Source organism: Nostoc sp. DSM 114161, from assembly GCF_052692665.1.
This window is the reverse complement of the sequence record NZ_CP195141.1, coordinates 6,444,249-6,456,427: the sequence shown is the minus strand read 5'-3', so window position 1 is coordinate 6,456,427 and position 12,179 is coordinate 6,444,249. Positions and strand designations below refer to the sequence as shown.

At 41.0% G+C, this 12,179-nt stretch carries 12 protein-coding genes; 7 read left to right on the top strand and 5 right to left on the bottom strand.

Annotated elements, in window-relative coordinates:
• The first annotated feature begins 53 nt into the window (after nucleotides 1–53).
• From NSTC745_RS27215 to NSTC745_RS27205, 3 genes are all read left to right on the top strand, one after another.
• Complete coding sequence (locus NSTC745_RS27215; RefSeq protein WP_445633767.1) at nucleotides 54–1,094, top strand: DMT family transporter; 1,041 nt, start codon at nucleotides 54–56, stop codon at nucleotides 1,092–1,094.
• A gap of 11 nt (nucleotides 1,095–1,105) precedes the next feature.
• A complete protein-coding gene (locus NSTC745_RS27210) occupies nucleotides 1,106–1,237 on the top strand; it encodes a hypothetical protein (protein WP_445633766.1) in 132 nt (43 codons plus the stop codon).
• A gap of 90 nt (nucleotides 1,238–1,327) precedes the next feature.
• Nucleotides 1,328–2,485 (top strand): peptidoglycan-binding protein, encoded by a 1,158-nt coding sequence (locus NSTC745_RS27205; protein WP_445633765.1) that lies wholly within the window; start codon nucleotides 1,328–1,330, stop codon nucleotides 2,483–2,485.
• A 113-nt stretch (nucleotides 2,486–2,598) separates the two neighbouring features.
• Here the strand turns inward: NSTC745_RS27205 and NSTC745_RS27200 are convergent, their stop codons facing one another.
• Nucleotides 2,599–3,504: a hypothetical protein gene (locus tag NSTC745_RS27200; RefSeq protein WP_445633764.1), complete on the bottom strand. Its 906-nt coding sequence runs from the start codon at nucleotides 3,502–3,504 to the stop codon at nucleotides 2,599–2,601.
• Nucleotides 3,505–3,783: 279 nt separating this feature from the next.
• Between NSTC745_RS27200 and NSTC745_RS27195 the strand changes: the two genes are divergently transcribed.
• Nucleotides 3,784–4,539, top strand: coding sequence for a ZIP family metal transporter (locus NSTC745_RS27195; RefSeq protein ID WP_445633763.1), 756 nt, complete (start codon nucleotides 3,784–3,786; stop codon nucleotides 4,537–4,539).
• A gap of 306 nt (nucleotides 4,540–4,845) precedes the next feature.
• Here NSTC745_RS27195 and NSTC745_RS27190 read toward each other — a convergent pair whose 3' ends face one another.
• Nucleotides 4,846–5,496, bottom strand: coding sequence for a Uma2 family endonuclease (locus NSTC745_RS27190; protein ID WP_445633762.1), 651 nt, complete (start codon nucleotides 5,494–5,496; stop codon nucleotides 4,846–4,848).
• A gap of 240 nt (nucleotides 5,497–5,736) precedes the next feature.
• Nucleotides 5,737–7,785 (bottom strand): elongation factor G, encoded by a 2,049-nt coding sequence (locus NSTC745_RS27185; RefSeq protein WP_445633761.1) that lies wholly within the window; start codon nucleotides 7,783–7,785, stop codon nucleotides 5,737–5,739.
• Nucleotides 7,786–8,066: 281 nt separating this feature from the next.
• Here NSTC745_RS27185 and NSTC745_RS27180 point away from each other — a divergent pair, with 281 nt between their 5' ends.
• The gene (locus NSTC745_RS27180; protein WP_445633760.1) at nucleotides 8,067–8,978 is read left to right on the top strand and encodes a tetratricopeptide repeat protein; all 912 of its coding nucleotides are present in this window, start codon (nucleotides 8,067–8,069) and stop codon (nucleotides 8,976–8,978) included.
• 167 nt (nucleotides 8,979–9,145) lie between these two features.
• The gene (locus tag NSTC745_RS27175) at nucleotides 9,146–9,694 is read left to right on the top strand and encodes a phosphate-starvation-inducible PsiE family protein (RefSeq protein WP_445633759.1); all 549 of its coding nucleotides are present in this window, start codon (nucleotides 9,146–9,148) and stop codon (nucleotides 9,692–9,694) included.
• Between the two features lie 141 nt (nucleotides 9,695–9,835).
• On the opposite strand, the gene NSTC745_RS27170 is transcribed toward NSTC745_RS27175, so the two are convergent.
• Complete coding sequence (locus NSTC745_RS27170) at nucleotides 9,836–10,381, bottom strand: isochorismatase family cysteine hydrolase (protein WP_445633758.1); 546 nt, start codon at nucleotides 10,379–10,381, stop codon at nucleotides 9,836–9,838.
• A 259-nt stretch (nucleotides 10,382–10,640) separates the two neighbouring features.
• Between NSTC745_RS27170 and NSTC745_RS27165 the strand changes: the two genes are divergently transcribed.
• On the top strand, nucleotides 10,641–10,886 hold the full coding sequence (locus NSTC745_RS27165) for a hypothetical protein (RefSeq protein WP_096539085.1): 246 nt from the start codon (nucleotides 10,641–10,643) through the stop codon (nucleotides 10,884–10,886).
• Between the two features lie 329 nt (nucleotides 10,887–11,215).
• On the opposite strand, the gene NSTC745_RS27160 is transcribed toward NSTC745_RS27165, so the two are convergent.
• Nucleotides 11,216–12,136, bottom strand: a complete 921-nt coding sequence (locus NSTC745_RS27160) for a methylenetetrahydrofolate reductase (RefSeq protein ID WP_445633757.1) — start codon at nucleotides 12,134–12,136, stop codon at nucleotides 11,216–11,218.
• Nucleotides 12,137–12,179: the final 43 nt, after the last annotated feature.

The window sequence follows — 12,179 nt, the reverse complement described above, 5'->3', positions numbered from 1 at the left end:
AAAATTGGGTAAAGCAATTTTTACGCTTGTTAAAAAAAGGCGCCTGCAAACCCATGCAACTGAAACTCAGTGCATTACGACTGACATTCGCTCCTGTTTTGTTAATTGCCCCCTTTTTCCTATGGGGGACAGCAATGGTAGCAATGAAGGGAGTGATACCTCATACAACACCTTTATTCATGGCGGGTGTGCGTCTGTTGCCAGCCGGGGTGTTGATTTTGATAGCAGCAGCATTTATGGGTAGACCCCAGCCGAAAACTTGGGCTGCGTGGCTATGGATTGCCTTATTTGCCTTGGTAGATGGCACACTTTTTCAAGGATTTTTGGCAGAGGGATTAGTCAAAACTAGTGCTGGGTTGGGGTCTGTGATGATTGACTCCCAACCGTTGGCTGTGGCCTTGCTGTCGTTGTGGTTATTCCAGGAACGCATTGGTTTTTGGGGATGGCTGGGGTTAGCCTTGGGAGTCACGGGTATTAGTTTAATTGGCTTACCAGACGAGTGGATTTTTCAGCTTTTCGACTCAGGTACAAATGTCACAATTGGTAACTGGCAAGATTTGTTCGCTAGTGGCGAGTGGTTGATGTTGCTAGCAGCCTTATCAATGGCAGTAGGAACAGTATTGATTCGATTTGTGTGCCGACATGCCGACCCAGTAACCGCTACAGGCTGGCACATGATTTTGGGAGGATTGCCACTGTGGGGAGTTTCATCAGTGGTCGAATCCCAACAATGGCAGAATTTAGGAGCATCTGATTTAGCGGCCTTGAGTTATGCTACTGTATTCGGCAGTGCGATCGCCTACGGATTATTCTTCTACTTTGCCTCAAGTGGCAATCTTACCAGCCTGAGTTCCCTCACTTTTCTTACACCCATCTTTGCCTTACTATTTGGTAACCTCTTCCTCTCAGAAGTCCTCACCCCGTTACAATGGCTGGGTGTTTTTCTAACTTTAATCAGCATCTACCTGATTAACCAACGCGATACTTTAGCAGGGCACAATGACAAGATTAATGCTGGCGAACAAGCCAACATACAGCAATCCGTTTTAGAATCATCTGCTAAAAAATTTAATCCCGTGGGGACTAGGGAATAGGGAGTGGGGAGATGGGGAGATGGGGAGATGGGGGAGTGTGGGGAGTGTGGGGAGTGTGGGGAGTGTGGGGAGAAAGATTTCTTCACTATCCTCCCACACCTCCCACACCTCCCACACTTCCTGGAAAGCCCCATTCCCCATAACAAATAATAAACAATACTTAACATTTAGGCATCTTGAAGGTATTGTAATATCGATGACTTCAAAAGCACGTTCGGGCTGAAACTTGCAATATGAGGCTATGCCGTTCCTCAATCCTGGTATTTACCTGTTTTTCTTGCCTGGGTTTTTATACAAATAGCCCAAGCACAGCTACATCTAACCGAGTACCTGAAGTTTTAGAATTTGCACAAGCTAATTCGAGAGTTACTGCTACTCCACCTGTTTTAATACTCGGTAGCCAAGGGTTTGATGTACAGAGACTACAAATCCAATTAAAAAAATTAGGATACTACAGTGGCGCAGTAGATGGAAAGTATAGCGTTACTACAGAAATAGCTGTAGCTAAATTCCAAAAAGTCAAGGGCTTAAAAGTAGATGGTATCGTTGGCTTGGAAACAAGGAGAAAACTGCAAGCAGCCTTAGCGGCTAAAACTCAGTTGTTTAGTTCTCCAATTGTCAAATCTCCAATTACTACTTCTACCGCTGCACTTCCCAAGCCAACTGCAAAACCCCAGCCAACCGAAAAAGAAAAAGATCCTCTTTGGTGGTTAATACTTGCCGTTGGTGTTGTAGGAAGTTTTGGGGCATTTCTTTTCTTGCTGAGGTGGTTGCGTCAAGTCAAACAAGTGCAAAAACCAGAAATATCAGATACTAAAAGTCTGAGTCCAGTGAAAAAAGATCTCGTAACAACACCTTCTTCAGAGAATGTAAACAGTTTGCACAGAGGTAAGCAACCACAAACTACACAATTGCTGCTACCAGAAAAAACTTCTCGTCTTGCTAAACTCAATATCGTTGACGAATTGATTCAAGACTTACGCAGTCCTGACCCGACGAAGCGGCGTAAGGCGATTTGGGATTTGGGTCAACAGGGAGATTCTAGAGCAATTCAGCCAATGGTTGACTTAATGATTGATGCTGATTCTCAAGAAAGCAGTTTAATTTTGGCTGCTTTAGCCGAAATTGGCGCCCGCACACTCAAACCAATGAACCGCGCTTTGGCAATGTCTATGCAAGATGAAAATCCACAAGTGCGGCAAAATGCAATCCGTGACTTGACTCGTGTTTATGACATGATGAGCCAAATGAGTCAGATATTGTGTCATGCACTAGAAGACCCTGATGCCGAAGTGCAAGCTACAGCACGATACGCTTTAAGTCAAATGAATAGAATACGTGCCTTGCCAGAACAAAAGAATATATCAGAAGATTCACATAGTAATTCGTAAATTAGAGCAGAATTCGGAATTAGTAATTAAGATTAGCCATTAGGAAGTAGAGCATAGGGCATTAGGCAGAGGGGAAAACTAAAACTATAACTTGGATGCGATCGCAAATATTACTACTTGTCTTTTTTCCTAGAAAAGGTAATTTTATCTACTTCTGCTTTCGACAGTAGCGTCATCTTCCCAGCGTCCAAATCTACCGAGAAAAGAGAATTAGCTTCTTCATATTGAGGATTGGCAAGTGCATATACTTCGCCTGATGGAGAAAAAGTCAGGCTGAACAAGTCTTGTTGCAAAAGCTTTTTGTCAAAAATCAATGGTGAGAGGCTGAGAATCTTGCCTTTCCCAGTAACCATAGACCTGTTATCCAGGTCTAGTTGCACCAATCTTGTCACACCTTCCATACCGAGTGTTGTTGCATAAATTTTTCCATCCGGGCCTAAAGTAAGATTGCTGAGCCGTATATTTGGTGGCAACTGTGGCAAACCTAAATCAGAATCAGAAGTTACTTTTCCATTTTTCAGGTCAATTTCTACTAGCTCAAAAGGAGGAATACCTCCAGCTAGACTAACTACAGCGATGAGTTTATCGCCTGCGATCGCTAGCAGATTTTCAACAGTACAATTGCATTTTTGAAATCCTGATAGTTTTTTAGATTTAGAAGATTTCCCATCAAAAAATAATAGATTATTATGATGACCCTTCTGTGTTGATACTGTAGTCACAAAAACCAATCTGTCATCAGATAGAGTAGTTAAACCAGTTAATCGCTCAATCGGTTGAGTATATGCAGCTAGATTAGCAATCTCAGTTTTTGTATCAGTGTTATCTACAGTTGTAGGAACAATTTCATTAATAGTTTTAGGTCGAATCTGATTAATCAATTCTCTCTTACCAGTTGGAAAGTCTAAAGATATTAAGGAAATCGCTGGAGTATTATTAGCTAAGTAGGTAGAGCCTATTTTAATTGTGCTTTGCTTGTTATTAAGCCGCGCTCCTATCAATGATTTTGATATTTCCACCAATGCTTTACCTCCAAATTGTTGACCTCGTATTATTAGATTGTAATGTGCTATGCCATCATATTAGTAGCGTGTTAATCTATTTTTTATATGTGCAAATGAGAAGTGAATCATCCTTTTTTGATAGAAAAAATATTATCAAATTGTAAATAAATAAATTTAAATTATGTAAAAAAACTATTGAAACTTACTGCTTTTGGTTGATGTTGATTGCGAATTGCTATAGCAAGTTTGAAATAAGTAGCAATCTCAACAATAGATGTGAGGTGAGAGTAGCTGATGTTTCCGCTTTGGTTAACAGCAGGTTTTTGGGGTTTGGTCGGTGGTTCAGCACTACTACTTGGTTCGGCAGTAGGTTACTACGCCAAAATTCCCCAACGAGCGATCGCCGCAGTTATGGCTTTTGGTGCTGGGGTGTTAATTTCGGCGCTAGCATTTGAACTGATGGATGAAGCTTATAAGCGTGGTGGATTTGACTCAACAGCAATCGGATTTGTCAGTGGTGCAGTTGTGTATACAGCCGCAAACTGGTTTTTGTCCTATCAAGGTGCGAAGCATCGCAAGCGTTCAGGCAAACAGCAACCATCGGAAGAAGAAGACAGTGGAAGTGGACTTGCGATCGCAATAGGCGCTTTACTTGACGGTATCCCAGAGTCTATCGTCATTGGTGTCAGCATGATTGGTGGAGGAGTTGTCAGTTGGGTAACTGTGGCAGCTGTTTTTCTCTCTAACGTTCCTGAAGGGCTTTCTAGCGCCGCAGGGATGAAAAAAGCAGGGCGTTCAGCTGCTTACATCTTCGGCGTGTGGGGAGGGATTGCCTTAATTTCCGGCATAGCCGCGCTTGTTGGCTATGCTTTATTCAGCCACTTCTCACAAGAAATCATCGCTGCAACTACCGCTGTAGCCGCAGGTGCTATTTTGGCAATGATTACAGATACGATGATTCCAGAAGCTTTTGAGCAGGCCCATGATTTTGCTGGGCTAATTGTCGTATTTGGATTTTTAGCTGCTTTTGTTCTGAGCAAACTTGCTTGAGAATTACAGCCGCTTGGTCAATAAACTAGGAACTGGCGATGCGTTGGCTGTATGCTTACTCCTGTCGAAATATTTGCATCTAAAAAGCACTTCTAAGTTGAAGGACTAAATTAAACCTAACTTGAGATTACCGGGTTTCGACTTCGCTCAACCCTCGTCTTCTCAAAGGTCGAGCATTGAGCGCAGTCGAAATGCGTCTTCTAAATAATTGTGTCCACTAATTAAATCTGTATCTTCAAAGTAGATACGTCCAAATAATAACAGGCAAGACTTGAAACATCAATTTTGTAAAAAAAATTTACTTTTCTAATTATTTTTAATTTCCTCTCTTACCCACTGCCTAAATGTTCTGAGTGTTGGACTTCTACCTAAAGTTTGGCTCTGTTCGACAAAACGGGGAATTGCTTCAACAATAGGCAAGTTGGGAAAAGTAGGACTAATTTCAGATTCAATATATTTGCCGTACTGAAGAATATTAATTTGCAGTTTTCCATTTTCATATCGCCAAAGTTCGGGAACTCCTAGCGCTTCATAAGCATCTAATTGGGTTTTAGAAGTAACATCAACTTCAATTGCAAGGTCGGGTGGTGGGTCAATTTTTAAGTCGATTCGTTCTTTACCAATCATCCGAGCATGATTTTGAATGTAGAAAGAATCATCAGGCTCTACGCCAACAGCCATATCATCACGTTTAAACGTGGTTGAGCCAAATGTCTCACAATCAATTTCTAATTCCTCCAACAGAATTTTTAGCAAATCCCCAATGATAACTTTGGCTTTCTGGTGCTTTGGTAACGGCATTCTCATCTCTACAGTTCCTTGGCTATAAGCCAATCGAGTGGCTCGACGATCGCCAAGTTCTGCTAAAATCGCCTCAAATTCTTGCCAGCTAATATCGTGGAGTATTACTCTATGTCCCGGCGGCACACTTAATTGTTGTAATTGCAGTGTTACCATTATTAATCTATCGAAATCTTAAGTTGAAGCTTACAAAGTGCAGCATTAAACTATCGTAGCAAGGAATTTTCCCTGCATTTGGAAAAGCAATAAAATGGGAAAATATACACGCATTCCAAGAACGTTGGGGGAAAGAAAAATTAGCATTTCAACAATACGTCCGAAGCGTATTAAATATTCACAAACAAATAGCCCTGCACCTTTAAATGCAGGGCTTTGATTTTAGAGCAATTCAAAAAACTACTTGCCGTTGCCGTTACCGCCGTTGCCGTTGCCAGCTATAACGCGTTCGGCGAGTTTTTCTGGTACTTCCTGTAAATGGTCATAGGCCCAGTGGAAAGAACCAACGCCTAAGGTGAGCGATCGCAACTCTACAATAAAGTTCTGCATCTCTGCTTGTGGCAAGTATGCAATTACATTATCCCAGCCTTGCCAATCGTTTTTGCCTTCATAACCTAAAATTTGCCCGCGTCTACCACTCAATAGTTGCAACACCTTAGAGGTAAATTCGCTTGGTGTTGTCACTTCTACCCGCAAAATCGGTTCTAATAGCGTGGGTTGTGCTTGGGGTATTCCCGTTTGCATTGCTAATCGGGCGGCTTGTTTAAAGGCTTGTTCGGAACTATCAACGGTGTGATAAGAACCGTTGGTCAAAGTTACCGCTACATCCACCACAGGGAAGCCTAAAGGCCCGTGTACCAGAAATTCCCGCACGCCCATTTCTACACCAGGAATGTACTGTCTCGGAACCACACCGCCGACGATGGTTTCATTAAAGTTAAATCCTTCGCCGCGTGGTAGAGGCTTGATGTCGAGGAAAACATCACCAAATTGACCGTGACCGCCACTTTGGTGTTTGTACCGTCCGTGAACTGAAGCCACCGGTTTGCGGATGGTTTCTTTGTAAGGCACTTGCGGTAAGTGGGTTGTCATCGGCAAGTTATATTTGCGGCGCAGTCTATCTAAGGCGACTTGCAGATGAATTTCGCCTTGACCCCAGAGGATAACTTCGTGGGTGTCGCCGTGTTGTTCCCAAGCCAGCGAACAGTCTTCTTCTAATAGCTTAGTAATGGCAGCGCTGAGTTTAACTTCATCGTTGCGCTTTTCTGGTGTAATTGCAAGGGCAAACACAGGTTCCAACTGTTGGGCTTTGGGTAATTGTATCGCTGCGGATTGTTCTGTGGAGACTGTATCGCCTGTTTTGATTCCTTCCAAACGGCTCAAGGCGACAATTTCACCAGCAGCAACTTCATTAACTGATTGCTGTTGTTGTCCCATGAGGCGATAAATTCCACCGGTGCGAACACCATTGAGGGCAAGACCATCGGTTAATTTGCCCCGCCAAACACGCACCAGGGAGAGTTTGCCACCTTGGGGAGTGTAGTAAGTTTTGAGTACCTGGGCTAGGGGAGCATTGCCTTTGATATTTTTTAAGCGGCGTTCTGCTGTGGTTTCTGGTTCGGGGGCTTCCCGTAACAAAGCTTCTATTAGAGGTCTTACACCATAATCTTGTTCTGCCACGCCAAAGAAAACGGGGACTACTAAATCTGCCCCTAATTCCATTTTTAAATCTTTGAGGATTTCTTCTTGGGGTGGTTCGATATCTTCTAAAAGTTCTTCGAGTAAATGGTCGTCAAAATTTGCTAAAGCTTCGAGCATTTCTGCCCGTGCTATATGTTCTTCTTGTTTTAAATTTTCGGGGAAGGGGATGGGGTCTGCGGGTGCGCCGGGATGATATTGATATGCTTGTTCGCTCACCATGTCGATGAAGCCGGTGAGTTGTTCCCCTTGCATGATGGGATATTGATGGGCTACTAGGGGACGGCTGGAAACTGCTTTGAGGGCGTGTAATGTTTCTAAAACATGAATATTTGCCCGATCCATTTTGTTGACGAAAACTATGTGGGGAATTTCCCAATCGTCGAGGAATTTGAATAGAGGGGCGAGGGTGAGGACGCGATCGCGTATCGGTTCGCAAACTACAATTGCAGCATCGACTCCTATTAAAGCATTGTATGTCTCTTGGGCAAATTCTACACTTCCGGGACAATCAACGAAAGTGAAGCGAGTACCGTTATACTCAGTGCTAGCGGCGCTGACTTCTACACTCATGTGGCGATCGCGCGACTCGGCAGCACTATCTCCTACTGTGTTACTGTCTTTAACACTTCCTTTGCGAGAAATCGCCCCTGTCACAAATAACAAACTTTCTAGTAAAGTTGTTTTTCCACTCAAATAAGGCCCAACAATTGCAACATTCCGCGAACCCGATTTTACTTTTTCGTTCATAAAACCTCCCTTGCGGTAATTCATTACCAACCGCATTACGCTATGTATATCAGGGATAAAAAATGGTTCTCTGGAGTCAAAATTACCCCTTCTTTAATTTGTTATTATCCTACCTTTAATCCAAAGTTAAAAAAATTGTAGTCTGTCGTAAGATTTAGCTTAAGAAAAGTTAAGCAACACAAAGTTTAATAGTCAATCGAAAAGTTTTGTAAAAAACTTCAGCATTCCCCAAAGTTTTTGTTAAGTAAACTAACTGGAAATTGTCGCGATCTAGAAAATCTATGAGATTATTACTATATAAATATCGCATAGCAACTGTAGTAAGTTTGATAGTAGTGGGTATAATCTCCCCATCTTCGGTTGCTTCCCCTGCTCCTCTTCCCTCAAAGCTGGCACAGTCTAATAGTCAAACTGCCATAGACAAGTTAAACCAAGGCTTACAGGCAATTCAGGCAGGAAGAGTACAAGATGCGATCGCTGCTTTTAAACAAGCAAGTCAATTAGATCCGACATTGGCGCCAGCACACTATAATTTAGGGCTAGCATTGCGACAAACAGGACAATTACAACCCTCCGCGGACGCATTTTATCGAGCCACGCAAGCCGATCCTAAATTTGCGCCAGCGTTTGCTAATTTAGGGGGTACGCTATTAGAAGGGAATAATTTAGAGTTAGCTAACGATTACTTGCTACATGCCCTAGAACTCGACCCCAAACTAGGATTTGCTCACTATAACTTGGGCTTGCTGCGAGAACAGCAGCGAGATTGCGATCGGGCGATCGCATCTTTTAAAAAAGCCATAGAATATAGCAAAAACGCGCCAGAACCTCCTTACCATATCGGGATGTGCTATCTTCAACAAGGCAAACTCGATCGAGCTGAAGAAGCTTTTAATCAAGCAATAAAAATTAATCCTAAATATCCAGAAGCTTATTATAATATTGGCTCAATTCTGTTTAACCAACGCAAATTACAAGAAGCTTTAGAGGCTTTTAGAAAATCAGCCGAAGCTAACTCTAATTATCCCAATGCTTATTATGGTGCTGGGTTAGTTTTTATGCAGTTACAACAATATAGCGATGCAGTACAAGTATTGCAATTTGCCAGAGATTTATACAATGCTCAGGGTAATGCTCAATGGGCAAAAAATACCGAACAATTGTTGCAACAAGCACAAAATTTAAATCGATGAATAGTTATTAGTCATTAGTCATTGGTCATTAGTGAATAACTAATGCCCAAGTTTACTGATAAATTATTAAACTCCCTGAGGCACAAAAGTTTAATATTGCGTAACATAAAATTATTGGGTTGACTCGCTGGTGTTGTCTGAAGTTGTCCTGACTGGAATGAAACGTGATGCAAAAGCGCCTGAAGAGTCGATTTTTATTTCGCGATCGCTGGCTAGATCGCCACTCAATTGTTCGCAACATGGAAGCCTTTCAAGACTTAATTGTGATTGTCTTGTGTTTGGGTTTGTTTGCGGTTATGCTGCTCCAATTGTGGGGGATAGCTATTGCCCTCACGCAGCCACTAGACTATAAACAAGTGACTGCAAAAATACTATTTGTGTTGATTTTAGTCGAGTTATTTCGACTATTAATGGTCTACTTACAAGAACATAGTATTTCCGTAGGAGTAGCGGTTGAGGTAACAATTGTTTCTGTTTTAAGAGAAATAGTAGTTCACGGAGTATTAGAGATTTCTTCCGTTCAGACAGGTGCAATTTGCGGCTTATTGTTTATTCTGGGTGGCTTATTAATAGTCTGTGCTAAAACGCCACACATGGATTGTATAAGTGCTAACACTAAATTGTGTCCTATTGTCTATAAAGGAGGAAGGGAACGACCAAAGGATCTGCAATTTCAGTATTCACGTCAATGTGACAAAAATCAACCTATTGCCTAAATTACCATCAAAAAAAGGAGCAGTGGATTAATAAATTAAAAGATAAAAGGTAAAAGTAGAAATAGTACCTTTTTATTTTTTAATATCCCTGCTCCTTTGTTTGAGGCTACAACTGAAAATCTCTGTGCCAAATCAGATAATTTAAATTTGTTGAATTTTTTCTAAATATTTATTTAATTTATCTTTATCTATCGGTTCAGTTATAATATTATTAATTCCAATTAGTTGACTTAAAACTAAGATTGCTGCTTGGTGGTAACGATCGCCTCCATTTGATGCTGAGTAATACGTTAAAACATAAGTAATAATATTGTTCTCAAAGAAATCAATAGCAGTCTTTAACACACAACCTTCAGTATCAACCCCACAAATAAACACTGTCTGAATATTTCTTTTTTTTAGAAATGTCAGAGTTTCTTCATTGCAAGCAGTATATACAGTTTTATCAAAAACTACTTTAGCAAATGGATTAATATCTTCAACAATTTTTCGCTCTTTTTCAGAAAACATTTGATGCCAATTTAAATATTTTACATAAGGGCTATCAAAGGTATTTATAAATCTGGTAAACACAACATATTCAAATATATTTTGCTTTAATAAAGAATTAATATTTTGGATGACATAACTTGTATTTTGACTTATAAATCCATTTTGAACATCGATAATAAATAGGCAGAAATTCATTTGGTGGTTCGTTATAATATATGGCGCATCTTCATACAGGATTACTATCAGAATTTAAAAATCATAATTCAAAGGGCTTTCAGATAAGACAGTTAAGGCATTTAACAAAAAATTCTTAAAAGAGCCGACTAGTCATTTGGTTATATAACCGACCTTTGCAAGGTACTTCCGACGTATTGAACTATACCCTTTTTGGAAGATGAATTACTCTTTAAGCCTCAGTATAAGTTAATTAGAAATCCCAGAAGAGGTTTAAACAATGGCTACAAATACAGGTAACGGACAGTCTCAAGAACCAATTAGCAACTTGGAGTACGATTTTGTCACCGTGTTGCACAACAAGGCTGAAGCTGTTAAGGCTTATGATACTTACATTAAAGATGCACAAGAAGTCGGTTCCCAGCCTTGTGTAGAGTTGTTCCAAAAATTGCGCCAATCTGATATTGAGCAAGCAAGAGAAATTCGTCACCATCTACAAGAAGTGCTGCAACACGGTAAAATGTAACCCAACTCTGAGAGTGCCCAAATGCAATGACTTGTCTAAGCGGCTTAGTATTCTATGTCATTAGTGATATTATGCTGCTATGGAGAAGTGTTTGATAGTTGAAAGATGTAGTAGCGATCGCCTTTAGTAAGCACTCGATGACGTGCAAAATGTAATCGCTACCAGTAATACAAATACACAATTTTGGGGCACGATAAAAGTATGGTCGAGAGGAGAGTAATACTCCCCTCGACTTTAGTTATGGGAGTCAACTGATTGAGTTACCAATTACAACATAAAAAAAGCAGATGGAACAACCAACTGCTTTCATCAAAAATGTATTACTTTGTTTACCTTGATACCAACTGATTAACTGTAGTAACTCCAGCTAAATCTAAAATTGGCGCAATTAAATCTTCGCGTTTCACTGCCATCATGTGGACGCCTTGACACAATTGCCGCGCTATCCGCACTTGTTCTGCGGCAATTTTCATTCCTTCTTCGAGAGGATCTTTGGCTTTTGCCAATCTATCAATAATATGTTGGGGAATATTTACACCCGGAACGCACTTATTAATAAATTGAGCATTTTTAGCCGATTTCAACAGAAAAATTCCTGCCAAAATTGGTTTTTTATAGCCAGCCGCAATTGTATCCATAAATTTTTCTAAGCATTCAAAATCAGTAATCAACTGACTTTGAAAAAATTGCGCTCCAGCTTCGATTTTACGTTCAAATCGACTTTGCAAACCCGACCAACTCTTACATTGTGGATCTACTGCTGCACCAGGAAATAAATCTAGTGCCCCATCAGTTAGGGGTTTATCGTTGCAATCAACGCCTTGATTCAGCTTGCGAATCACTTGTAAGAGTCGCACAGCTTCTAAGTCAAAAACAGCTTTGCAATCTGGATGATCGCCTGCTTTTACTGGGTCGCCAGTTAGGGCTAAGATATTTTGTATGCCCAAAGCATGAGCGCCCATCAAATCGGCTTGTAAACCAATGCGGTTGCGATCGCGGCAAGCAATTTGACAAATCGGCTCTACACCGTTTTGTAATAAAATTACTGATGCTACTAATGAAGACATCCGCAGCACGGCGCGGCTACCATCGGTAATATTGACGGCATGAACCCTCCCCTTAAGGGTCGCCGCCATTTTAATCATGTGGCTTGGATCTCCACCTTTTGGAGGTGCTACCTCAGCCGTAACTAAAAATTCACCTGCTTGCACGGCTCTACGAAAGGCAGTGGGGCTATGGGTGTGATGCATATCATTAGAAATCTCGATTTATTAAAGAATAAGTCAGAAATCA